Origin of the sequence: Polynucleobacter sp. MWH-HuK1, assembly GCF_018881815.1 — a bacterium.
GTDB lineage: Bacteria > Pseudomonadota > Gammaproteobacteria > Burkholderiales > Burkholderiaceae > Polynucleobacter.
This window is the reverse complement of sequence record NZ_JACVPP010000001.1, coordinates 1,527,008-1,549,913: the sequence shown is the minus strand read 5'-3', so window position 1 is coordinate 1,549,913 and position 22,906 is coordinate 1,527,008. Positions and strand designations below refer to the sequence as shown.

Here is a 22,906-nt window from a genome sequence, read left to right as displayed (position 1 = left end):
GATGATTATGAGCGCTAAGCCATTCAAAATTTTAGGTATTCAGCAAATCGCTATTGGTGGTGAGAACAAAGATCGACTCAAGAAATTATGGGTTGATATGTTGGGCTTCGAATACAAGAGCACTTTTGTCTCTGAGCGTGAGAATGTGGATGAAGATATCTGCGCAATTGGAAAAGGTGCGCATGAGATTGAAGTGGATCTCATGCAGCCATTTGACATTGAAAAAAAGCCAACAGTGCATCAAACACCCCTAAATCACATTGGTTTATGGGTGGATGACTTACCTAAAGCGGTTGAATGGCTCTCTGCCAATGGACTACGTTTTGCACCTGGCGGCATTCGCAAGGGGGCAGCAGGCTATGACATTACCTTTGTTCACCCAAAAGGAAATGACGAGTTCCCAATTAGTGGTGAAGGGGTGCTTATTGAGCTAGTTCAGGCCCCTCCAGAAGTTATTGCAGGATTAAGTTCATAATTTGGACTGGTCAGCAAAATAACGGGATTTAAATTGGCAAATATATTAGCCATCGACACCTCCTCAGCATGGTGTTCGGTGGCTTTATCGTTAGAGGGTCAGGCAGTGCAATTTAGGCATCAAGCCGTCACAGCCGGTGCTAGCCAGTTGTTATTGCCTTGGATTGAGTTACTCTTAAGCGACACAAAATCATCTCTGAAAGACCTTGATGCGATTGCTATAGGCATTGGTCCTGGTGCATTTACTGGCGTACGTTTAGGTATAGCCGCAGTTCAGGGCTTAGCTGTATCGCAAAACATTCCGGTAGTTCCAATATGCAGTCTTGATGCTATCGCCGCACAAATTTTAGATACAGCAGTTTTCAAATCCTCTCACCCTCAGCATTTAATGATTGCGATTGATGCGCGCATGGAGGAAGTTTATTGGGCTTCCTATGATATTGAAGACAACCGCTTGCCAAAGCGTATTGGTGATATTTATTTGACTAAGCCAGAAGACCTTAATTTGGAAGGGGTGCAATTGCTTGCTGGTAGCGCCTTAAATGCCTATCCCCATCGCTTACCGCAATTCAATGGTGTAATTGATCCGGGTGTCTCCATTTCCGCACTAGGAATTTTGAAATGTGCACAACAGTCTTTACTAGATGGTTTGCAGTGCGAGGTTCGGCAACTAGAGCCTCTATACGTGCGTGATAAGGTTGCATTTACTACTGCTGAACGGGAAGAAGGCAAAAGCTAATGTCGGATCGCACAACATCTGAAGGCGCTGCAGAGCTTTCTTTTTTGCCCATGCAACAAGCTGACTTAGACGATGTTCTGAAGATTGAATTTGTTTCCCATGTTCATCCTTGGACAAAAGGTAACTTTTCTGACTCTCTCGCAGCAGGCCATTGGGCTTATTGCATTCGACCGCAAGAAGACCAAGTGGTTAAAGGCTCCTATTTGGATCCGGCTGTTCTTTGGGCCTATTGCATCTTGTTTCCTGCTGTAGATGAATTGCATCTCCTTAACATCACAGTCTCACCACATTTACGTAAGTTAGGTCTGGGAGAAAGAGTGATGGCGGCTATAGAGGGCGTAGCTTTCCAGCAAAAGATCCCGCGCATTATTCTCGAAGTAAGGCCAACCAATGAAGCAGCTTTGGCTCTTTATCAAAAATTGGGTTACGAGCAAATTGGCATTCGTAAAAATTATTACCCTGTAAGTCCAGAAACTGGTGGGCGAGAAGACGCCCTTGTATTGGCCAAATCGATTAAGCTAGAGGCATGAGCAATAATTCAAGCTTCTTAAAAGAAATGGGTATTACCGAGTGGATATCTCGTGATGCGATCCAAGCTCAGCCCGAAGCATCTATTGCAGCAAGTTCACAGGTCACCCCTCAAGAGATGCGAGCCTCTCCAAGAGCGTGTAATGGCATGTGGTGGTTTTTTGGAAATGAACCCCAGGGCGATGCCCAAATTTTGTTTAAAAACCTTGTTCGAGCGCTTGGGTTGGCCAAGAATGAGTGGTCCTGGAAAACTCCAGCAGAGAATCTGGGGCAACTGAGAATTCCAGATTCTCCAGTAGTAGCAGTGGCATTTGGTGGGCCAGTAGCTCAAAAGATTACTGGCGAAAGAGATCCGTTGCCGCAGTTGCGCGAAACCGTGCTTGCGCTAAGTACTGGTAATGATGAAGAAATCCCAGTGATCGCTTCTTTTGAGTTAAATCAGGTGCTCACAAAACCTAAAGAAAAGGCCATGCTCTGGCAAGATTTGTTGATGGCTCGATCGGTGCTGCAAAACATTTAAAAGTTTTATAGATAAGCTTAGTGCTTATGTGCCCCGATAAGATGCGTGGAGTCATACTCCGCTTGGTTTCTGGCGTGACGCTTGATAACCAGCCACATAATCAAACTCACAGCCACACCAAACCCAACGATCACCATTTGAATCGGTACATCCAACCAAATGAGTAGTGAGTAGATCAATAGCATCATCAATACTGAAATATTTTCATTGAAGTTTTGTACGGCAATGGAGTGTCCTGCTGACATGAGTACATGTCCGCGATGTTGTAATAGTGCGTTCATTGGCACTACAAAGTAACCCGCTAGCCAGCCCACCAAAATTAATAGTAAATAAGCTGGCAATAAATTCAGGGTAACGTCAAACTTACCAAAACTAAAAATACTCGTATTAGGCAGTAAATCAGAGTTGTAGACTGCCATCACGCAGACTACTAAGCCCATGGCAATGCCATAAGGCAGTACATCCAAAGATTTGCGCAACGGTATACGCCATGCGGCATAGACGGCACCACCAGCTACGCCTACGGCAGAGATCGCTTGCAAAATAGCGCCCTGAGACAAATTCATATGAAGAGCTACTTGGGCCCACTTAATCACAATAAATTGCAGAGTAGCGCCGGCACCCCAGAATAAAGTGGTTACCGCTAGAGAGATTTGACCAAGACGATCATTCCAAAGTGTTTTAAAGCATATGGCGAAATCTTTTACCAATTCAATTGGATTTGTCTTTTGAGATACGTATCGTGCGCCAGTATCTGGAATCTTTAAGTTAATGAGTGCAGCAACAACGTAAATCATCATGATGATCATGATTGCCGATTCAGCTGGTGTATCAATGCCAGTGTCAAAAGTTGGCATATCAAAAGCAAGCAGGCTTTGGGACACCGTGGCGCTAATCAGAACGCCGCCTAAAACCGTGCCCAAAATAATGGACCCCACCGTTAAGCCCTCAATCCAGCCGTTGGCAGCAACCAATTTTTCAGGTGGAAGCAGTTCAGTCAAAATTCCGTACTTTGCAGGTGAATAGGCAGCCGCCCCCAAGCCAACAATGGCATATGAGAGCAAGGGGTGACTTCCAAAGAGCATGGCCATACAGCCAACGAACTTAATCGTGTTCGTAATGAACATGACGTTGCCCTTAGGGCGAGAATCAGCAAAGGCACCCACGAATGCTGCTAAGAGCACATAGGACAGCACAAAGAATAATTTAAGCAAAGGAGTCATCCAGGCCGGAGCATGGAGCTGGGCCAGAAGGGCGATAGCCGCTATCAGGAGAGCATTATCAGCAAGCGACGAAAAAAATTGCGCCGCCATAATGATGTAAAAGCTACGGTTCATTCGTACAATCTAGTCATTACTACAATTAAAACATGAAAGGAGGGGTGATTATGGGTGATTCAACTAACGGTCTGATTAATAGACCAATTTTGGCCTCTATTCATACTGCCGCCTTTCAGCATAATTTAAACCGAGTTCGAGAATTGGCGCCACAGTCCAAGATCTGGTCGGTTATTAAGGCTCGTGCCTATGGACATTGTCTTGACGCTGCCCTAAAGGGTCTTGCTTCTACGGATGGTTTTGCCTTGTTGGATATCCAGGATGCAGCATGGTTGCGTCAGCATGGCTGGAAGGGTCGAATACTGCTTTTAGAAGGCTTTTTTCATGAAAATGAGCTCAGCCACGCAGAGGAATTGGCTTGTGATTTGGTGGTTCATTGCGATGCCCAAGTTGAGTGGCTTGAGCGTTTTAAAGCCAAAAACCACAAGCCATTTAATGTCTTTCTCAAGATGAACTCCGGCATGAACCGTTTGGGGTTCAAGCCAAATGCCTACCGAACGGCATTTCACCGGCTGCATGCTGCTGGCTATCACATGCACCACATGACTCATTTTGCGAATGCTGATCAAGTTGATCAATCTCCGTCCGTTGGTGCTCAGCAAGAGTTATTTAATCAAACAATTGAGGGCTTAGAAGGTTCTACCTCGCTAGCCAATTCTGCGGCTATTTTGTGGCATCGAAATGCGTTAGGCGATTGGGTCCGTCCCGGAATCATGCTCTATGGCGCTTCACCAACAGGACTTCATGTCGATATTGAGCATGCCAATCTACAAGCGGTTATGCAGTTACACAGTGAAATTATTGATATTCAGGAGATTCAGAAGGGCGATCGCATTGGATATGGGGGTCGCTATGAAGCAACAGAAGATATGCGCGTAGGTATCGTAGCTTGCGGTTACGCAGATGGATATCCGCGGCATGCTAAAGATGGTACACCAGTTTGGGTCGCCCAAGGAAAAGATGGGGTGATATGTCCTTTGGCGGGAAGAGTTTCCATGGACATGTTGGCGATTGATTTGCGCAAAGCGCCTGATGCAAACATCGGCACCTCTGTTCAGCTTTGGGGTGACAAAGTTCCGGTGGACGATGTTGCGCAAATGAGTGATACGATAGGTTATGAATTGCTCTGTGCGGTAGCGCCAAGAGTGCCATTAGCCATCAAATAAAAAATCCTCCAGTACGGAGGATTTTTACTATGTACACAATGTAAATGTATTACTTATTCCAGAACTGCCACCAGCTACGCTGTTTTTTAACGCGTTGACCAGTAACCATCATTTCGCTATCTGGGAAGTTCAGCTTAAATACACGCGCAGCATCATTGCTTAACTGAGTCATGCCAAGTTTTTCGTAAGACTTAGTTAAGATGTAAAGCGCCTCTTCAACGGCTGGTGCGCGGTCATAATCCCGAATGACCAATTGGGCACGATTGGCAGCAGCCAAATAGGCGCCACGCTGGTAGTAATAACGCGCTACTATGACATCTGCTTCAGCTAAAGAGTTAACGATATAGCGCATACGATCCAGGGCATCGGGTGCATATTTGCTATTTGGGAAGCGCTCAACAACTACCTTGAACGATTCAAATGCTTCTTTGGCTGCTTTAGGATCGCGTTCGCTCAGATCTTGTCCAGTAAATTTACCTAGCCATCCCAAGTCATCATTAAAGGTAATGAGACCTTTTAGATAGTAAGCGTAATCGAGGTTCGGACTACCTTGGTGCAATTTAATAAAGCGATCAATAGCCACGAGTGCTTGAGTTTGTTCCTGAGCTTTCCAGTAGCAATAAGCGGCATTAATTTGCGCTTGTTGAGAATATGGCCCAAATGGAAAGCGAGCCTCAAGCTTTTCAAAGTATTTTCCGCACTTAGCAAAGTCAGCGTCGTTTAACTTTTCTGTAGCCTCAGAATAAAGTTTTGCCTCTGACCAGATATCGGTGTCATCTTTTTGACCGTCACTGCCTGCGCAACCACTTAGAAGCATCAGAGCAAAAAGTAGGGCAAAAAGCAAGGCGATAGGCGGACTGCTTAAATTGCGACTCTTGTTTTGTGTGGAAGAATTCCCAGCAAGCCTTAAACTGGCGTCTGATATTACGTCGGACATAACTGAAAGGCTCTCTAAGCGTGGCATTGCCGCAAACTCCTGATTCGAATCCCATTGATTATATCGATGATGAGGATTTCATCTCCCTAGAAATACCTTTTGAGATGGCTGGCGAGCGCTTGGACAAGGTGCTGGCAGGCTCTTTGCCTGATTATTCGCGTAATCGTCTCAAGGCTTGGGTTGAGGCAGGGGCGGTCATGGTTGATGGGAAGGTCACCAAAGCCCGTTATCTTCTCCGGGGTGGCGAGAGTATTAAGGTGTTTCCACAGGAAATGCCCGAACAATTTGCCTTTAACCCAGAAAATATTGCCTTAGATGTGGTTTATGAGGATGAAGACATCATTGTGGTCAATAAACCTCCTGGTTTAGTAGTCCACCCAGCTGCCGGCAACTGGTCAGGCACTTTACTAAATGGACTCCTTTTTCACTACCCTGAGCTAAAGACGCTTCCTAGGGCTGGAATTGTCCATCGTTTAGATAAAGATACGTCAGGCTTGATGGTGGTGGCAAGAACGCATCTAGCGCAAACCTCCTTAGTACGCCAATTACAGGATAGAACGGTAGGGCGTCGTTATTTGGCTTGGGTTTGGGGGGATACACCAAGTCAAGGAAAGGTTTTGGCTTCTGTTGGTCGTGATCAGCGTGATCGCCTCAAAATGGCTACAGGCAGCCCTCAAGGTAAGCCTGCAGCTACTCTTTTTCGTCGTTTGGCTAAAGGGCTTGTAAAGGAGTCAGCAGTAACCCTATTGGAGTGTCGTCTGGAAACTGGGCGCACTCATCAAATTCGAGTTCACCTTGAGTCGCTGGGTTTTCCATTGGTGGGCGATCCTGTCTATCGCAAAAAAACACCAGGGGCAGCAAAAGATATTGAATTTAGTCGTCAAGCCTTGCATGCTTTTGCATTAAGTCTTCAGCATCCAGTAAAAAATGAATTAATGACTTGGTTTCGCCATCCTCCACAGGACATACTAGATTTGTTACCTCAATTAGATATGAGCGAGGCAGTCCTGCCAAAAGAGGTTGTGGTCCTAGCCTCTATAGAAAATGAATCACAAGCATGAGTTTTATAAATCCTCAGTGGCCTGTACCATCTTCAATACATTCGCTAATAAGCACGCGATCTGGTGGTGTTAGTAAACGCCCATACGACTCTTTAAACCTTGGCGATCATGTCGGCGACCAAATTGAAGCTGTATTGGCAAATAGAGCAATCTTCGCCAAGGGATTGCCTAGCAAACCACTATGGCTAAAGCAAACTCATAGTACGGTAGTAAGCACTCCTCAAACACGTAAAGCAAAGCTTAGCGATGTGATCAATGCTGATGCATCAGTCACTAATATCGCGAACGAGGCCCTGGTGATCATGACCGCTGATTGTTTACCAGTGTTGTTTACTAATTCAAAAGGGACTGTTGTTGGTGCTGCGCATGCTGGGTGGAGGGGGCTATGCGCTGGAGTTTTGGAAAATACGGTCGCTCAAATGCTGAACCTATCTAATGAAACTTCAGCATCTGATTTGCTGGTCTGGCTAGGTCCTGCAATAGGGCCGGCATCATTTGAGGTGGGCAAGGATGTTGTGGAGGCTTTCGGAGATTCTGGGTTACCTTTTTCTGAAAATGCATTTCAACCCATCGCTGGTAAATCTGGAAAATTTCTAGCTGATATTTATCGTTTAGCTTGCGATCGTCTTCAAGCTTGTGGAGTGACATCAATATTTGGTGGTGAATACTGCACTGTGAGAGATAGTAAACAGTTTTTCTCATACCGACGTGATGGTCAAACCGGGAGATTTGCTTCGGTTATCTGGATTGCAAAATAATTAACGCATTATTCTATGAGGGTAATTACTAGATTCTCTCTAGGGCTAGGGTTATTGCGTATAACTCTACAGCGCTTAAGGGCGGAGAATGTCTCTAATTAATTGAAGAGACTACTATGTTTGCAGGCATGAATACCGGTGCAACGCCATCTTTGGCGCCGCATCATATGGCGTTAATTCCGCCAGAGCGTTTATCTGAAATTCAAAAAGAATATTTCACTGAACTAGCGCACATCGCAACCAATCCTGAGGCGATTGAAGTGAAAGATCGCCGTTTTGCTGGCAAGGCATGGCATTCCTCTTGGAGCAAAGTAATTGCGGCAACTTACTTGCTGAATTCTAAGCATTTAATGGCCTTAGCTAAAGCAGTAGAAACAGATGAAAAGTCTAAGCAAAAAATTCTGTTCACAACTGAACAGATGATTGATGCGCTTTCACCATCTAACTTTATTGCAACTAACCCAGAAGTTCTGGAGAGCATCATCAGCTCACAAGGACAATCCATTCAAAAGGGGATTGTGAACTTATTGGGAGACATGAAAAAAGGCAAAGTCTCTCAAACAGATGAGTCTGCCTTTGAAATTGGAAAAAATATTGCCACAACCGAGGGGCATGTGGTGTTTCGCAATGAGCTCTTTGAATTAATTCAATACACTCCATTAACCGAACAAGTATTTGAGCGTCCTTATTTAATGGTGCCACCTTGCATCAATAAATACTACATTCTTGATTTGCAACCAGACAACTCTGTGGTTCGTCACATGGTGAGCCAGGGTCATACCGTGTTCTTGGTGTCTTGGAAAAATCCAGATGCCTCCATGGCCGAGGTCAGTTGGGATGATTATGTTGGTAAGGGTGTTATTAAAGCAATTGAGGTGGTTAAAGATATTGGCGACACCAAGCAAATCAATATTTTGGGATTCTGCGTTGGAGGCACCTTAACCACCTCCGCATTGGCAGTGTTAGCTGCGCGCGATGAGCATCCGGCTGCTAGCTTGACCTTATTTACTACCTTATTAGATTTCACCAATACCGGCATCTTGGATGTCTTTATTGATGAAGGCATGGTCGAGATGCGCGAGAACACCATCGGCGGTAAAGCTGGTAAGTACGGCATGATGTCGGGCTTGGACCTGGGTAATACCTTTTCATTCCTAAGGCCCAACGACTTAGTGTGGAATTACGTTGTGGAGAACTACCTAAAGGGTAATTCGCCACCACCATTTGACTTGCTTTATTGGAATGGTGACTCAACAAACTTACCTGGTGCAATGTATTGCTGGTATTTGCGTCACACCTATTTGCAAAATGATTTGGTTAAACCCGGCAAAGTCAAAATCTGTGGCGAGAAGATTGATCTTGGCAAGATTAAATGCCCGGCGTATCTATACGCCTCACAAGAGGATCACATCGTTCCTTGGCAATCTGCTTATGAATCCACTCATATTCTTCGGGGTAAGAACCGTTTTGTCTTAGGTGCATCTGGACATATTGCGGGCGTAATTAATCCGCCGGCAAAAAACAAGCGCTATTACTTTGAAAATAACAAGATTGCGCCGACAGCTGCAGAGTGGCTAGAGGGTGCCAAACAAATACCTGGAAGCTGGTGGCCTGATTACACCAAATGGCTTGAACAATTTGGTGGTGAGAAAAAACCAGCAAGCACTACCTTTGGTAATGCCAAGTACAAAAAAATGGAACCAGCACCTGGTGTGTACGTCAAAGAAAAAGCAACACCAGAAATCACAAACTAATTAACGAAGGTTTTTAAAAGGGGAAAGTAATGTCTCAAAAAGTCGCATATGTAACTGGTGGTATGGGTGGTATTGGTACCGCTATTTGTCAACGTCTTGCTAAAGACGGTTTTAAGGTTATCGCCGGTTGTGGTCCAAATTCACCACGTAAAGACCGTTGGCTTGGCGAGCAAAAGGCCCTAGGTTACGACTTTATTGCTTCAGAAGGTAACGTTTCTGACTGGGATAGCACCGTTGCTGCCTTTGATAAGGTTAAGGCTGAAGTCGGTCGCGTAGATGTTTTGGTAAATAATGCGGGCATTACACGAGATAGTGTTTTCCGTAAAATGACTCCAGATGCATGGAAAGCTGTTATTGATACCAACCTCAATTCATTGTTTAACGTAACTAAACAAGTCATTGATGGCATGGTTGATAACAACTGGGGTCGTATTATCAACATTTCCTCTGTGAATGGTCAAAAAGGCCAGTTTGGTCAATGTAACTACTCAACTGCAAAAGCGGGCTTACATGGTTTTACGATGGCTTTGGCTCAAGAGGTGGCCACTAAGGGCGTTACGGTAAACACTGTATCCCCGGGCTATATCGGCACAGATATGGTTAAGGCAATCCGTGAGGATGTTTTGGAGAAAATTGTTTCAGGTATTCCGGTAAAGCGTTTGGGCACCCCTGAGGAGATTGCTTCAATTTGCTGCTGGATTGCATCTGAAGACGGTGGTTACGCCACTGGTGCTGACTTCTCGTTGAACGGTGGTATTCACACTGGCTAATATTGCACTGCAGCATTTATTTGAGTATTTGTAGTCCGCAACACGGCGTATTTACCTTTTGGTCAAACTAGGAATAAACTACGCTGATGTTGCGATGCAGTAAAGAGTAAGGATAAAAATGGTAACCCGTGCAAAACGAGCAGGTGAAGATCGGCTCATCAAGAAATACCCAAATCGTCGTCTCTACGATACACAGACAAGCACCTATGTCACATTGTCAGACATCAAAAATCTAGTGATGGGCAATGAAGTCTTTAAAGTGGTTGATGCTAAGACTGAAGAAGACTTAACGCGAAACATCTTGTTGCAAATTATTCTTGAGGAAGAGGCTGGTGGTGCACCTGTTTTCTCTTCCCAAATGCTTTCTCAAATTATTCGCTTCTATGGAAATTCCATGCAGGGGTTGATGGGTAATTATCTGGAGAAGACCATGCAGTCTTTTGTAGATATACACAATAAGCTTGGTGATCAAACTAAAGGTTTGGGTGCTGGAAGTACTCCAGAGGCTTGGTCGCAGATGATGAATATACAAAATCCCCTCATGCAAGGCTTGATGGGGAATTACATAGAACAGAGCAAAGACCTCTTCATCAAAATGCAAGAGCAAATGCAGGGATCTCAGAATCTTTTTGGCAACTTCCCATTTACGCCTCAGCCTAATAAAACTGAAAAAGAATAGTTGTGGCTGGAAAAATTGGATTTGTATCCTTAGGGTGTCCTAAGGCGTTAGTAGATTCAGAGCTCATCCTGACACAACTCAGTGCCGAGGGCTATGAGACTGCCAAGGATTATTCTGGCGCAGATCTTGTGGTGGTTAATACCTGCGGCTTTATTGATTCTGCTGTTGAAGAAAGTCTTTCTGCAATTGGAGAGGCGCTTGCTGAAAATGGTAAGGTAATTGTTACAGGTTGCCTTGGTGCTAGAAAGAATGCAGACGGCTCTGATCTTATTCAGAGCATTCACCCTAAAGTCCTCGCCGTTACAGGACCACACGCTACTGATGAGGTAATGCAAGCCATCCATCTGCATCTTCCCAGGCCACATGACCCATTTACAGATTTAGTCCCGCCAGCTGGCGTAAAGCTGACTCCTAAGCACTACGCTTATCTCAAAATAAGCGAAGGCTGTAACCATCGCTGCACTTTTTGTATCATCCCAAACATGCGCGGCGATTTGGTGTCGCGTCCAATTGGTGAGGTATTGCTTGAAGCAAAGCGACTATTTGAGTCAGGCGTAAAAGAATTACTAGTCGTTTCTCAAGACACTAGCGCTTATGGTGTTGATATCCAATACCGCACTGGTTTCTGGGATGGTAAGCCTGTAAAAACCAAAATGTTTGATTTAGTACATGCCTTAAATCAAATTGCGCGGGAACATCAAGCCTGGGTGAGATTGCACTATGTCTATCCTTATCCGCACGTAGACGATGTTCTGCCGTTGATGGCTGAATTCTCAGAACATGGTTGCGGTGTTTTGCCTTACTTAGATATTCCATTGCAGCATGCCCATCCCGATGTTCTCAGGCGTATGAAGCGCCCTGCTAGTGGTGAGAAAAATATAGAACGCATCATGTCTTGGCGAGAAGCATGTCCTGATTTGGTCATCAGAAGCACTTTCATTGCTGGTTTTCCTGGTGAGACTGAAGAAGAGTTTGAGTATTTACTCAACTTCTTAGATGAGGCGCAAATTGATAGAGCAGGTTGCTTTGCTTATTCGCCAGTTGAGGGTGCTACTGCAAACCAGTTGGAGAACCCTGTCCCGGATGAAATTCGTGAAGAACGACGTGCGCGCTTCATGGCAAAGGCAGAGGAAATCTCTATAAAACGGCTTGCTAAAAAAATAGGCAAACGTGTGCAGGTGATCATTGACCGCGTAGATGAATCCGGTGGAATTGGTAGAACTATTGGTGATGCCCCTGAAATTGATGGTTTGGTGAGGGTTTTGCCTCCCAGCAAGCCCTCTAAGCGCTATCGTGCTGGTGAAATCATCCGTGCAATGGTCATTAGCTCCCAAGGGCATGACCTAATAGCCGAAACTTGACGAATCGAATAAAACTGATAGTTGGATTACTTTTTATTACTTATTTAGTGCAGTGTCAGCCTAATTATTGGGCTTAGTAAAGGGGATTGATATGAGTCGTGATGTCGTTGTCTTAAGTGCAGTTCGTTCCGCAATTGGTACCTTTAATGGTTCACTTAGTAGCCTGGAGCCATCAGAGCTCGGCGGCATTGTGATGAAAGAGGCGGTTGCTCGCTCTGGTGTAGATCCAGCATTAATTAATTACGTTACTGTTGGAAATACAATTCCTACAGATAGTCGTTACGCCTATGTGGCTCGTGTGGCGTCAATTCAAGCGGGTCTACCGATGGATTCTGTAGCTATGGCTTTGAACCGTTTGTGTAGCTCCGGTCTGCAAGCAATTGTTACTACAGCACAGCAAATTATGTTGGGTGATTGTGATTACGGTATTGGCGGTGGCGTTGAAGTAATGTCACGTGGCATGTATGGTTCACCAGCAATGCGCAGTGGTGCACGCATGGGCGACACAAAGATGCTTGACTTGATGGTTGCTGTTTTAACAGACCCATTTGGTGTTGGTCATATGGGTGTAACTGCAGAAAACCTGGTTGAAAAATGGAAGTTAACACGTGATGAGCAGGACGCTCTTGCGGTTGAATCTCATCGTCGTGCTGCGAATGCAATTAAAGAAGGTCGCTTCAAATCACAGATCGTTCCAATCACCATCAAAACTCGTAAGGGTGATGTAGTGTTTGATACTGATGAGCACGTAAAGCCAGATACCACCATGGAAACACTTGGCAAGATGAAGGCTGTGTTTAAGAAGGAAGGCGGCTCCGTTACTGCTGGTAATGCTTCAGGCATTAACGACGGTGCTGCATTCTTCGTCTTGGCTGATGCTGAGACAGCTAAGAAAGCCGGCCACAAGCCAATCGCACGTTTAGTGTCCTATGCTGTCGCTGGCGTGCCAAACCACATCATGGGTGAAGGCCCAATTCCTGCAACTAAATTGGCTCTCGAGCGCGCTGGCCTCAAATTGGATCAAATCGATGTGATTGAGTCTAATGAAGCTTTTGCTGCGCAAGCATTGGCTGTTACTAAAGGATTAGGTTTAGATCCTGCTAAGACCAATGTGAATGGTGGAGCGATTGCGTTGGGTCACCCAATTGGTTGTTCGGGTGCAGCGATTGCAACTAAAGCAATTCATGAATTACATCGTGTTCAAGGCAAATATGCTTTGGTGACAATGTGTATTGGTGGCGGTCAGGGTATTGCTACTATATTTGAGCGTCTCTAAAAGAATTACCCTGATCTCTTAGGTAAAAACTTAAGAGATCAGTAGTAAAGCAGCATCTAAGCCGACTCGGTCAAAAGCCGCGTCGGCTTTTTCTTTGACTACAGGTTTTGCTTGGTAGGCAACGCTAATACCGGAGCCATTCATCATGATCAAGTCATTCGCGCCATCGCCCATGGTGATAGCGTTGGCTTTCGTACAATCCAGTCGTGCGCAAGCGGCATCTAAATGAGCGGCTTTTGCTGCTCCATCGACGATGTCACCAAGTACTTTGCCCGTCAATTTGCCGTCAATGATTTCTAAGGTGTTGGCTTGAGTTTGTTTGAAGCCTAATTGCTGGCGCAACTTCTCTGTAAAGAAGGTAAATCCGCCAGAAACTAACAATGTATATATTCCTCGCTCATGAGCGCCTGCTAAAAGTTCTGTTGCGCCAGGGTTAGGGCGTAAGCGTTCTCGATAAACAGATTCAAGCGCATCTGCATGAACACCCTCGAGCAGTGCCACGCGTCGCCTAAGGCTCTCTTGGAAGTCTTTAATTTCCCCGCGCATGGTGGCTTCGGTAATTTCAGCTACAGCTGATTTCTTGCCAATGAAATCTGCAATCTCATCAATACATTCAATATTAATCAGCGTTGAATCCATGTCCATTGCCAGCACTCTAATATCTTGCGGCAAGAGATCTGGTTTCAAAAAGCAGAGGTCCGCATTAAAGTTTGCTGCTAAGGCGCGAAGTTGCTCACGTTGGGCTGTTTCAATATGCGCGCTTGATTCAAAACGCTCGGAATAGTAAGCGCCATTAGTGACTTGGTCGCCTATGGAGTGCAGCGAGACACCGTAATGTAAGGCTTGATCCTTCAATGAAAAGATTAGCTTTTCAGATAAAGGGTCTCTGGATATCGCTACAAGTACTTGGTTGCTCATGGCTTAATAATAATCTGATTATTGACCTGTCTTTATTGGGCTTAAAACAGCAGATTCATTCAGGCGTCTGAGGACTTGCCTTATGGCATCAAGGCGTTGCTCCAATTTCCCAAACTCGCGGTCTTTTTGCGGCAGAACTTTAAGTTTGTCTTGACCATTAAGTTGAATAAATTTCGATGATTGAATCAGCTGAATGATCTTCATTGGATTAATCGGTGGGTTCGGAATAAATTGAATCTGAATAGACATTGGTGTTGCGTCAATCTTTTTAATGCCAAAACCAGTCATTTCAAGGCGTAGACGGTGGGTTTCGTAAAATGACTTGGCTTGATCGGGTAGATCACCAAATCGATCTACTAATTCCTCGCGCAAGCCCATCAATTCAGAGAAGTCATGTGTGCTAGCAAAACGTTTGTATAACGAGAGTCGCTCATGGACATCGGGGCAATAATCGTCCGGCAGAAGAGCGGGTACCCCAAGATTCACATCCGTAGTGACTTGCATTGGAGAGAGGAGGTCTGGTTCTTTACCGCTACGCAGGGATTTCACGGCGCGATTCAGCATCTCGGTATAGAGCTGAAAACCAATCTCATGAATTTCACCAGACTGTTTGTCACCCAAAACTTCACCAGCTCCACGAATTTCTAAATCGTGCATCGCCAAATAGAACCCAGAACCCAATTCTTCCATTGCCTGGATCGCATTCAAGCGTAATTGCGCTTGTTTACTGAGCGCTTCTGGGTCCGGGACGAGCAGATAGGCATAGGCTTGGTGATGTGAGCGTCCCACACGTCCACGCAATTGGTGGAGCTGGGCAAGGCCAAACTTATCTGCGCGATGCATGATGATGGTGTTGGCCGTAGGAACATCAATTCCAGTTTCAATAATGGTGGTGCACAACAAGATATTGGTGCGTTGTGTCACAAACTCGCGCATAACAGATTCAAGCTCACGTTCATGCATTTGGCCATGAGCTACGCTAATCCTTGCCTCTGGAATCAATTCCTGTAGGGCATGTTTGCGATTTTGAATCGTTTCAACTTCGTTATGCAAGAAATATACTTGGCCACCGCGCTTAATTTCACGCAGAACTGCTTCACGTATAACGCCATCGCCTTCGCGACGAACGAAAGTCTTAATTGCTAAGCGTTTCTGCGGGGCGGTAGCAATGATGGAAAACTCTCTTAAGCCTTCCATTGCCATGCCGAGCGTTCTTGGGATAGGGGTGGCAGTAAGCGTCAAGATGTCCACTTCAGCGCGAAGTGCTTTGAGTGCATCTTTTTGGCGTACACCGAAGCGGTGCTCCTCATCAACAATCACTAAGCCCAAATTAGCAAACTGCGTTTCTTTGGAGAGCAGCTTGTGAGTTCCAATAATGATGTCAGCCTCACCTTTAGCAATGGCTTCTAAGGCTGCATTAATTTCTTTTGTTGTTTTAAAACGGGATAACTCAACAATGCGAACGGGCCAATCGGCGAAACGATCTTTCCATGTTGCAACGTGTTGTTCAGCAAGCAGGGTGGTCGGAGCCAAAATAGCTACTTGTTTGCCGCCCATTACAGCAACAAAACTAGCGCGCAAGGCTACTTCAGTCTTTCCAAAGCCAACATCGCCACAAACCAAGCGATCCATTGGTGTGCCGCTAGTCATATCGCCAATAACTGCAGCGATTGCATTGGATTGATCGGGGGTTTCTTCAAAACCAAAGCTTTCCGCAAAAGCGGCATAGTCATGGGCTGAGAATTCAAAAGCATGGCCTTTGCGAATGGCCCTTGCAGCATATAAACCTAGCAACTCAGCTGCTGTGTCACGAATTTGCTGGGCTGCCTTACGTTTTGCTTTGTCCCACTGACCCGAGCCTAATTGATGAAGAGGTGCCGAATCTGGATCTGAGCCTGCATAGCGAGTTACCATTTCTAACTGCTGAACAGGTACATACAAAGTAGCTTGGCCTGCATATTGCAAATGCAAGAATTCTTCAAATATTGGCGCTTCTTTAGGGGGCGCAAGATTTAAAAGTACCAATCCTTGATAACGCCCAATACCATGTTCAGCATGTACTACCGGATCACCAATCTTAAGCTCTGACAGATCCTTAAATAGCATGTCAGGATCAGCATTCTCATTAGCCTTTCCTTTGCGTCGCTGTCTTGCGGTAGTTGTAAATAACTCCGCTTCAGTAACTACAATTAAATTTTCTCTTGGCCAAGAGAAGCCGTTAAAGAGCGGTGCAGTTACCAAACCAAACAGCGAGTCACTCTTAATGAAATCGGCAATACTATCGAAGCCTTCTGGCTTTAATGGGTAGAGTGGTTTGCCATCTACCCCAGCAACCGAATTACTTTCCTCAAAAAGCTGTCGAATGGATTCTTTGCGTCCCGCACTATCGCTACATATTAGGATGCGTGTTTTTTCCGTTGCAACTATTTTGCGTAAACGGTTGATCGGATCTGCATCCCGACGATGTACTGCAATATCGGGTACTGCGGAAAACTCGTTTTGTTCAGAGCCTTCCTTTTCAAAAGCTAAACGTGCATACGGTTTAGAAGTTGTAAAAAATTCATCAACATCTAAAAACAATTCCTTAGGCGGAAGAATAGGGCGATCTAAATCATGCTTCAGAAACTCATAACGAGAAAGTGTATCTTTCCAAAATCCCTTAATAGTTTCCTCAACATCCCCAATGCTGACCAACCAAACGGGGTCACCAGATCTGGGGAAGTAGTCAAATAGATTGGATTGCTCTTCGAAAAAGAGTGGTAAGTAGGATTCAATTCCCGCGCTAGGTATGCCCAGGTTAGCGTCTTTGTATATGGAGCAGCGACTCGGATCGCCTTCAAACACTTCCCGCCAACGACCTCTGAACGCTGTTCGAGAAGCGTCATCAAATGGGAACTCATGTCCTGGCAGCAAACGTATCTCTTTTACGGGATACAGGCTGCGTTGCGTATCGGGATCGAATGCGCGTATCTGCTCAATCTCGTCGCCAAACAAATCTAAACGATAGGGAAGATTCGATCCCATGGGAAATAAATCAAATAAGCCCCCGCGAATACTATATTCACCTGGACGCATTACCGCGCTCACGGGATCGTAACCAGCTTGTTGCAACTGCAGCTTTAGTGCAGCTTCATTGAGTTTGTCACCTTGTCTGAAGAAAAAGGTGTGACCTGATAGAAAACCAGGAGGCCCCAGTCTTTGAAGAGCTGTTGTAACGGGGACCAAGACAATGTCACAACTGCCATTGAGTAATTCATAAAGAGTGGCAAGTCTTTCGGATACTAAGTCTTGATGTGGTGAGAAATGATCATAAGGAAGAATTTCCCAATCAGGCAGAAGTCTGGTCTTCAGTTGCGGGGCAAACGCAGGAATTTCTTCTAATAGGCGTTGAGCCTCTTGCGCTTGAGCACAAAAAATCACCATTACTGAGAATTTGTCCCGATAGCGAAGAGCGTTTTGCGCTATTAAGGCCGCATCTGCTGAGCCAACCAGCCCTGAAAAGGTAAAGCGCTGCCCAGCCCGGGGAGCGGGTATAGGGGGTGCTAGATTTAATGCGTCAGACATCTAAGCTCATTATAGAATCAGGTATGGCCTCCGGAAATTCCTCAAACAAGAAATGTCATGCGCTTTTGCCAACCGCTGGCACCGGTGCACGTCTTGGCGGTGAGCTGCCTAAGCAATTTCAGCAGTTGGCTGGAAAGCCGATGCTTTGCTATGCAATTGAAGCTTTTTTAAATACCCCACAAGTTGACACAATCTGGATTGGCGTCAGCCCCATTTTTATTGATAATCCCATTCTGCAAACGATTTCAAAGGGTGCCAAAGGAATTCAATTTCTACCAACCGGCGGCCCAACCAGGCAGGAAACGGTTAGAAATACTTTGGCGGCAATGCTCCAAGCCGGCATTGCAGAGGAAGACTGGATATTGGTTCACGATGCTGCTAGACCGGGAATCACACCAGCGCTCATTGAGAAATTAATTAACTCTGTTAAGTTGTCTAATGCTGGCGGTATTTTGGCCGTACCTTTGGCTGATACATTGAAGCAGGCTGATCTTGATTCAGTGATAGCTGGCAACATCCCGCACTCTGAAAAAACAATACCCCGCGAGCACTTGTGGCAGGCGCAAACCCCTCAGATGTTTGGATTAAAACAGTTACACGATGCTATCGTGAGCGCTATCCGTCTTGAGTCCGATGTTACTGATGAGGCTAGCGCAATCGAGTTGGCGGGTACTAAGCCTCTATTGATAGAGGGCGCTGCCCGCAACTTTAAAGTTACTCATCCCGCCGATTGGGAATTAATGCAATTGCTTTTAAGCTCTGCCACTCGATAAAGAACCAATATGACCCAAATTGCTCCCCACATCCCGCAGTTTCGTATTGGCCAAGGTTATGACGTTCATGCCCTGGTTGCTGACCGCAAACTCATTCTAGGTGGAGTTCATGTCACTTATGAGAAGGGCTTATTGGGTCATTCAGATGCAGATGCGCTATTGCATGCCCTTACGGATGCTTTACTGGGGGCTGCCGGTTTAAATGACATTGGACAGCTATTTCCGGATACGGATCCACAGTTTAAGGATATGGATAGCCGGATTTTGCTCCGGGCTGCACTTCAAAAGGTTCAGGCAGCAGGGTTCCATATAGGCAACGTCGATGCCACCATCATTTGCCAAAAGCCTAAATTGGCTGATTTTTTGCCTGAAATGGTCCGAAATATTGCATCTGATTTGGCTGTTACCCATAGCCATGTCAACCTCAAGGCCAAGACAAACGAATCTCTCGGGCACCTAGGCAGGGGAGAGGGCATTGCCGTTCATGCGGTAGCTTTGCTCTACAAGGCCTAAATCCATCTCTAAAACCCTAGGCATTGTAGAATTACGGTCTTTAGAGTGAAGTCTAAGCTTGGCAGTTTGCGGATATTCGCGAGGATGGCGAAATTGGTAGACGCACCAGGTTTAGGTCCTGACGCCAGAAATGGTGTGGGGGTTCGAGTCCCCCTCCTCGCACCACAAGATTGCTACTTGGCTTGGACTTCACATTTCCAGATCTTCAATTAAGAGACGAGAATGGCTGTGCAGATAGAAAATTTAGGTTCACTAGACCGCAAAATGACTTTGGAATTCGCTCGTGCCGATTTGGCAAAAGCGCGTGAAGCTCGATTGGCTAAAGTTGGTAAGACCATGAAAATGGCAGGCTTCCGCCCAGGCAAAGTTCCAAAGAACCTCGTTGAAAAACAGCACGGCATGCAAGTTGATTTCGAATTGCAATTTGATAAGGCCGCTGAAATGTTTTATGAGCAAGCCCAAAAAGAGGGTGTTGCTTTAGCAGGTCAACCACGTCTTGAGCCAAAGAGCGAGATTGATGCTGACAAGATCGTCTTCGATGCTTTCTTCGAAGTCTTGCCTGAAGTGAAAATTGGCGACTTTGCCAAAGCCGAAGTCACCAAATATACAACCGAGATTGGCGAGGCTGAAATTGATCGCGCAATAGATGTATTGCGCAAGCAACAAGTTCACTATCACCCACGTGGTGAGGCTGGTGCCCATGGCGACGGCGGCTCTAATACTGCAGCGCAAAATGGCGACCAAGTAGTTATCGATTTTGTTGGCAAAATTGATGGCGTTGAATTCGCTGGCGGCAAAGCTGAAAATTTTGAATATGTTTTGGGTGAAGGTCGCATGCTTCCTGAGTTTGAGGCTGCAACTTTGGGCCTTAAGGCAGGCGAAAACAAATCATTTCCATTGAGCTTCCCAGCCGATTACCACGGTAAAGATGTTGCAGGCAAAACCGCTGAGTTCACGATTACTGTGAAATCAGTTAACTGGCCACATATGCCAGCAGTTGATGATGCATTCGCATTGTCATTAGGTGTTACTGAAGGCGGCGTTGCAAAGATGCGCGCTGAAGTAAAAGAGAATTTAGATCGCGAAGTAAAGCGTCGCATTACTTCTTTGTTGAAAAATGAAGTAATGGATAAGCTCAATAGCTTGTGCGAATTAGACGTTCCTAAATCATTGGTTGCTTCAGAGCAAGAGCGTTTAGTTGAAGGTGCGCGTCAAGACCTGATGCAACGTGGTGTTCCTAATGCAAAAGATGCACCAATTCCTGCAGAGATTTTTGCTGAGCAAGCCACTAAACGTGTGCGTCTTGGCTTGATTTTGAGCGAGTTAGTTAAAAAGCAAAACTTGGCGGCTACCGCCGACCAAATTAAGGCTGAAATTGATGAGCAGGCAGCTACTTATGAGGATCCAAAGGAAGTGGTTCGTTGGTTCTACAGTAATCCAAGCCGTTTGAAGGATATCGAGAACCTAGTACTTGAAGATAATGTAATCAAATACTTCACATCTCAAGCTAAAGTAAGCGATAAGGCTGTGACCTTTGAAGAACTCAGCAAGCTAAACTAAGTAATTCACTTACCTATAAGAGGTTTCAAAATGATCCACAATCATTCTCAGTCTGAAAATCTAGAACCAAAGGGCTTAGGCTTGGTTCCAATGGTGATTGAAACCTCTGGTAGAGGTGAGCGCGCTTACGATATCTACTCCAGATTATTGCGTGAGCGTGTTGTCTTTTTGGTTGGCGAAGTAAACGACCAAACTGCAAACTTGGTAATTGCTCAGTTGCTGTTCCTTGAGAGTGAGAACCCAGATAAGGAGATATCTCTGTACATCAATTCTCCTGGTGGATCTGTTTCAGCTGGTTTGGCTATTTACGACACGATGCAATTCATCAAGCCACATGTGAGCACTTTGTGCATGGGTATGGCTGCAAGTATGGGCGCATTCTTGTTATGTGCTGGCGAAAAAGGAAAGCGTTATGCACTCCCGAATTCACGCGTGATGATTCATCAACCTTTGGGCGGTGCCCGTGGCCAAGCATCTGATATTGAAATTCAAGCTCGTGAAATTTTGTACTTGCGCGAACGCCTCAACAAAATCTTGGCTGACCGCACCTGTCAATCTATTGAAACAATTGCAAAAGATACTGATCGCGATAACTTTATGTCAGCTGATCAGGCTCGCGAGTATGGCTTGATCGACAAGGTTATCGAGAAGCGTCCTTAATTTTCTTATTCATTACTTACAGAGCCCATTTTGAGCGATACAAACACAACTAATTCACAGGATAAAGTTCTGTATTGTTCTTTTTGCGGCAAGAGTCAGCACGAAGTAAAAAAACTGATTGCTGGTCCATCTGTATTTATCTGTGATGAGTGTATAGACCTTTGCACCGATATTATTCAAGAAGAGATTGCTAAGCTCCCAAAGGAAGAGGGTGATGACTCCTTGCCAACTCCGCACCAGATTCGTGAGAATTTAGATCAGTATGTCATCGGTCAAGACCACGCTAAAAAGACTTTAGCTGTAGCGGTTTACAACCACTACAAGCGCTTGCAGTATCTACCCAAACCAAAAAAAGAAAAGCTTGATAAAGACGGTAAGCCGGTAGAGGGCTCAGATAAAAAAGAATCTAAGGTTCCGGCTAAAGCAATGGTGGACGGTGTAGAGCTTGCAAAGAGCAACATCCTATTAATCGGACCCACTGGTTCAGGCAAGACTCTTTTAGCTCAGACTTTAGCTCGTATGTTGGACGTCCCTTTTGTGATGGCAGACGCAACAACCTTAACTGAAGCTGGTTATGTTGGCGAAGACGTTGAGAATATTATTCAAAAGCTTTTGCAAGCGTGTGATTACAACGTTGAAAAAGCGCAACGTGGCATTGTTTACATTGATGAGATCGATAAGATTTCTCGTAAATCCGATAACCCATCGATTACTCGCGATGTATCCGGTGAAGGTGTTCAACAGGCATTGTTAAAACTTGTTGAAGGCACCATGGCTTCTGTTCCTCCGCAAGGTGGTCGCAAGCATCCAAATCAAGATTTCTTGCAAGTGGATACAACAAATATTTTGTTTATCTGCGGCGGCGCTTTTGATGGACTTGAGAAGGTCATTCAACAGCGCACCGCTAAAACTGGCATTGGATTTAATGCAACCGTTCCAGGCAAAGATGACCGCGGTGTAAGCGATCTCTTAATTGAAGTGGAGCCAGAGGACTTAATTAAATTTGGCTTGATTCCTGAGTTAATTGGTCGTCTGCCGGTTGTGGCTACTTTGGCTCAATTGGATGAAGAGGCTTTAATTCAGATTCTGACCGAACCTAAAAACGCTTTGGTAAAGCAATATCAAGCACTCCTGACCATGGAGGGCTCTGAGCTTGAGGTTCGTCATGAAGCCTTATCAGCCATCGCTAAAAAGGCAATTGTGCGTAAAACAGGTGCTCGCGGACTTAGATCCATCCTTGAAGGCTCTCTAATGGATGTGATGTATGACTTGCCATCTTTGAAGAATGTCCAAAAAGTCGTTATCGACGAAAGCAGCATTGCTGACGGTGGAAAACCACTTTTGGTTTACAAACAAGATGCCGAACAGGTGGATTTGAGTAAAAAAGCCTAAATTTTTAGGGTTTTTGCTATTTTAGAGGCGTTTTTGCTCCATTTTTGTCTTTTTACCCCTTGTTTTTCTCTAAAGCCTACCCATATAGGTAGTATGCTACTCATAAATAATGTCCCTATTTAGTGGTTGTTGAATAACTATCACTATTGAAGACTTTTGAGGATTG

The 22,906-nt window shown here is 45.2% G+C and carries 21 protein-coding genes and 1 tRNA gene; 18 read left to right on the top strand and 4 right to left on the bottom strand.

The annotated features are described in order from the left end of the window. Window positions 1-7: 7 nt before the first annotated feature. The 4 genes from ICE93_RS07965 to ICE93_RS07950 are packed head-to-tail and all read left to right on the top strand — an operon-like array spanning window position 8 to window position 2,261. Window positions 8-475: a VOC family protein gene (locus tag ICE93_RS07965; protein WP_216187129.1), complete on the top strand. Its 468-nt coding sequence runs from the start codon at window positions 8-10 to the stop codon at window positions 473-475. Between the two features lie 33 nt (window positions 476-508). Further along, window positions 509-1,213, top strand: coding sequence for a tRNA (adenosine(37)-N6)-threonylcarbamoyltransferase complex dimerization subunit type 1 TsaB (tsaB, locus tag ICE93_RS07960; RefSeq protein ID WP_255554549.1), 705 nt, complete (start codon window positions 509-511; stop codon window positions 1,211-1,213). Then, window positions 1,213-1,743 carry a ribosomal protein S18-alanine N-acetyltransferase gene (rimI, locus tag ICE93_RS07955; protein WP_216187127.1) on the top strand — a complete coding sequence of 177 codons (531 nt, stop codon included), beginning with the start codon at window positions 1,213-1,215 and terminating at the stop codon, window positions 1,741-1,743. The genes tsaB and rimI overlap by 1 nt, the downstream gene beginning before the upstream one ends. Beyond that, complete coding sequence (locus ICE93_RS07950) at window positions 1,740-2,261, top strand: DNA polymerase III subunit psi (protein ID WP_216187125.1); 522 nt, start codon at window positions 1,740-1,742, stop codon at window positions 2,259-2,261. The genes rimI and ICE93_RS07950 overlap by 4 nt, the downstream gene beginning before the upstream one ends. Window positions 2,262-2,278: 17 nt before the next feature. On the opposite strand, the gene lplT is transcribed toward ICE93_RS07950, so the two are convergent. Then, window positions 2,279-3,598: a lysophospholipid transporter LplT gene (gene lplT / locus ICE93_RS07945; RefSeq protein ID WP_216187123.1), complete on the bottom strand. Its 1,320-nt coding sequence runs from the start codon at window positions 3,596-3,598 to the stop codon at window positions 2,279-2,281. 74 nt (window positions 3,599-3,672) lie between these two features. Here lplT and alr point away from each other — a divergent pair, with 74 nt between their 5' ends. Beyond that, window positions 3,673-4,764 carry an alanine racemase gene (alr, locus tag ICE93_RS07940; protein WP_216188332.1) on the top strand — a complete coding sequence of 364 codons (1,092 nt, stop codon included), beginning with the start codon at window positions 3,673-3,675 and terminating at the stop codon, window positions 4,762-4,764. A gap of 49 nt (window positions 4,765-4,813) precedes the next feature. Here alr and ICE93_RS07935 read toward each other — a convergent pair whose 3' ends face one another. Beyond that, window positions 4,814-5,701, bottom strand: a complete 888-nt coding sequence (locus ICE93_RS07935; RefSeq protein ID WP_216187121.1) for an outer membrane protein assembly factor BamD — start codon at window positions 5,699-5,701, stop codon at window positions 4,814-4,816. Window positions 5,702-5,721: 20 nt separating this feature from the next. Between ICE93_RS07935 and ICE93_RS07930 the strand changes: the two genes are divergently transcribed. The 7 genes from ICE93_RS07930 to ICE93_RS07900 all read left to right on the top strand — a co-directional run bounded on the left by ICE93_RS07930 (window position 5,722) and on the right by ICE93_RS07900 (window position 13,360). Next, entirely contained in the window at window positions 5,722-6,762 is a 1,041-nt protein-coding gene (locus ICE93_RS07930; protein ID WP_370624608.1) for an RluA family pseudouridine synthase, read from the top strand. Further along, the gene (pgeF, locus tag ICE93_RS07925) at window positions 6,759-7,520 is read left to right on the top strand and encodes a peptidoglycan editing factor PgeF (RefSeq protein ID WP_216187119.1); all 762 of its coding nucleotides are present in this window, start codon (window positions 6,759-6,761) and stop codon (window positions 7,518-7,520) included. The genes ICE93_RS07930 and pgeF overlap by 4 nt, the downstream gene beginning before the upstream one ends. Window positions 7,521-7,636: 116 nt before the next feature. Then, complete coding sequence (phaC, locus tag ICE93_RS07920) at window positions 7,637-9,274, top strand: class I poly(R)-hydroxyalkanoic acid synthase (protein ID WP_216187117.1); 1,638 nt, start codon at window positions 7,637-7,639, stop codon at window positions 9,272-9,274. A gap of 29 nt (window positions 9,275-9,303) precedes the next feature. Then, window positions 9,304-10,044, top strand: a complete 741-nt coding sequence (locus ICE93_RS07915) for a 3-ketoacyl-ACP reductase (RefSeq protein WP_216187115.1) — start codon at window positions 9,304-9,306, stop codon at window positions 10,042-10,044. 118 nt (window positions 10,045-10,162) lie between these two features. Next, window positions 10,163-10,723 (top strand): polyhydroxyalkanoate synthesis repressor PhaR, encoded by a 561-nt coding sequence (gene phaR / locus ICE93_RS07910; protein ID WP_216187113.1) that lies wholly within the window; start codon window positions 10,163-10,165, stop codon window positions 10,721-10,723. Window positions 10,724-10,725: 2 nt separating this feature from the next. Then, window positions 10,726-12,084 carry a 30S ribosomal protein S12 methylthiotransferase RimO gene (rimO, locus tag ICE93_RS07905; RefSeq protein ID WP_216187111.1) on the top strand — a complete coding sequence of 453 codons (1,359 nt, stop codon included), beginning with the start codon at window positions 10,726-10,728 and terminating at the stop codon, window positions 12,082-12,084. Window positions 12,085-12,175: 91 nt separating this feature from the next. Then, complete coding sequence (locus ICE93_RS07900; protein ID WP_216187109.1) at window positions 12,176-13,360, top strand: acetyl-CoA C-acyltransferase family protein; 1,185 nt, start codon at window positions 12,176-12,178, stop codon at window positions 13,358-13,360. Window positions 13,361-13,390: 30 nt separating this feature from the next. Here ICE93_RS07900 and serB read toward each other — a convergent pair whose 3' ends face one another. Continuing rightward, complete coding sequence (serB, locus tag ICE93_RS07895; RefSeq protein ID WP_216187107.1) at window positions 13,391-14,278, bottom strand: phosphoserine phosphatase SerB; 888 nt, start codon at window positions 14,276-14,278, stop codon at window positions 13,391-13,393. A gap of 18 nt (window positions 14,279-14,296) precedes the next feature. After that, complete coding sequence (gene mfd / locus ICE93_RS07890) at window positions 14,297-17,842, bottom strand: transcription-repair coupling factor (protein ID WP_216187106.1); 3,546 nt, start codon at window positions 17,840-17,842, stop codon at window positions 14,297-14,299. A gap of 23 nt (window positions 17,843-17,865) precedes the next feature. On the opposite strand from mfd, the gene ispD reads away from it, so the two are divergent. From ispD to clpX, 6 genes are all read left to right on the top strand, one after another. Continuing rightward, a complete protein-coding gene (ispD, locus tag ICE93_RS07885; RefSeq protein WP_216187104.1) occupies window positions 17,866-18,615 on the top strand; it encodes a 2-C-methyl-D-erythritol 4-phosphate cytidylyltransferase in 750 nt (249 codons plus the stop codon). A 9-nt stretch (window positions 18,616-18,624) separates the two neighbouring features. Next, window positions 18,625-19,128 carry a 2-C-methyl-D-erythritol 2,4-cyclodiphosphate synthase gene (gene ispF / locus ICE93_RS07880; protein WP_216187102.1) on the top strand — a complete coding sequence of 168 codons (504 nt, stop codon included), beginning with the start codon at window positions 18,625-18,627 and terminating at the stop codon, window positions 19,126-19,128. Between the two features lie 78 nt (window positions 19,129-19,206). After that, a tRNA-Leu gene (locus ICE93_RS07875) sits at window positions 19,207-19,293 on the top strand. A 57-nt stretch (window positions 19,294-19,350) separates the two neighbouring features. Further along, window positions 19,351-20,688 carry a trigger factor gene (gene tig / locus ICE93_RS07870; RefSeq protein ID WP_216187100.1) on the top strand — a complete coding sequence of 446 codons (1,338 nt, stop codon included), beginning with the start codon at window positions 19,351-19,353 and terminating at the stop codon, window positions 20,686-20,688. 30 nt (window positions 20,689-20,718) lie between these two features. After that, on the top strand, window positions 20,719-21,348 hold the full coding sequence (clpP, locus tag ICE93_RS07865; RefSeq protein WP_216187098.1) for an ATP-dependent Clp endopeptidase proteolytic subunit ClpP: 630 nt from the start codon (window positions 20,719-20,721) through the stop codon (window positions 21,346-21,348). A gap of 30 nt (window positions 21,349-21,378) precedes the next feature. After that, window positions 21,379-22,740: an ATP-dependent Clp protease ATP-binding subunit ClpX gene (gene clpX / locus ICE93_RS07860; protein WP_216187096.1), complete on the top strand. Its 1,362-nt coding sequence runs from the start codon at window positions 21,379-21,381 to the stop codon at window positions 22,738-22,740. Window positions 22,741-22,906: the final 166 nt, after the last annotated feature.

Coding starts and splice junctions, on each gene's coding strand:
- ispF (WP_216187102.1), top strand. CDS start 18,625: ATGACCCAAATTGCTCCCCACATCCCGCAGTTTCGTATTGGCCAAGGT.
- clpP (WP_216187098.1), top strand. CDS start 20,719: ATGATCCACAATCATTCTCAGTCTGAAAATCTAGAACCAAAGGGCTTA.
- ICE93_RS07935 (WP_216187121.1), bottom strand. CDS start 5,701: ATGTCCGACGTAATATCAGACGCCAGTTTAAGGCTTGCTGGGAATTCT.
- tig (WP_216187100.1), top strand. CDS start 19,351: ATGGCTGTGCAGATAGAAAATTTAGGTTCACTAGACCGCAAAATGACT.
- ICE93_RS07950 (WP_216187125.1), top strand. CDS start 1,740: ATGAGCAATAATTCAAGCTTCTTAAAAGAAATGGGTATTACCGAGTGG.
- lplT (WP_216187123.1), bottom strand. CDS start 3,598: ATGAACCGTAGCTTTTACATCATTATGGCGGCGCAATTTTTTTCGTCG.
- rimI (WP_216187127.1), top strand. CDS start 1,213: ATGTCGGATCGCACAACATCTGAAGGCGCTGCAGAGCTTTCTTTTTTG.
- mfd (WP_216187106.1), bottom strand. CDS start 17,842: ATGTCTGACGCATTAAATCTAGCACCCCCTATACCCGCTCCCCGGGCT.
- pgeF (WP_216187119.1), top strand. CDS start 6,759: ATGAGTTTTATAAATCCTCAGTGGCCTGTACCATCTTCAATACATTCG.
- ispD (WP_216187104.1), top strand. CDS start 17,866: ATGGCCTCCGGAAATTCCTCAAACAAGAAATGTCATGCGCTTTTGCCA.
- phaR (WP_216187113.1), top strand. CDS start 10,163: ATGGTAACCCGTGCAAAACGAGCAGGTGAAGATCGGCTCATCAAGAAA.
- ICE93_RS07965 (WP_216187129.1), top strand. CDS start 8: ATGAGCGCTAAGCCATTCAAAATTTTAGGTATTCAGCAAATCGCTATT.
- phaC (WP_216187117.1), top strand. CDS start 7,637: ATGTTTGCAGGCATGAATACCGGTGCAACGCCATCTTTGGCGCCGCAT.
- ICE93_RS07915 (WP_216187115.1), top strand. CDS start 9,304: ATGTCTCAAAAAGTCGCATATGTAACTGGTGGTATGGGTGGTATTGGT.
- ICE93_RS07900 (WP_216187109.1), top strand. CDS start 12,176: ATGAGTCGTGATGTCGTTGTCTTAAGTGCAGTTCGTTCCGCAATTGGT.
- serB (WP_216187107.1), bottom strand. CDS start 14,278: ATGAGCAACCAAGTACTTGTAGCGATATCCAGAGACCCTTTATCTGAA.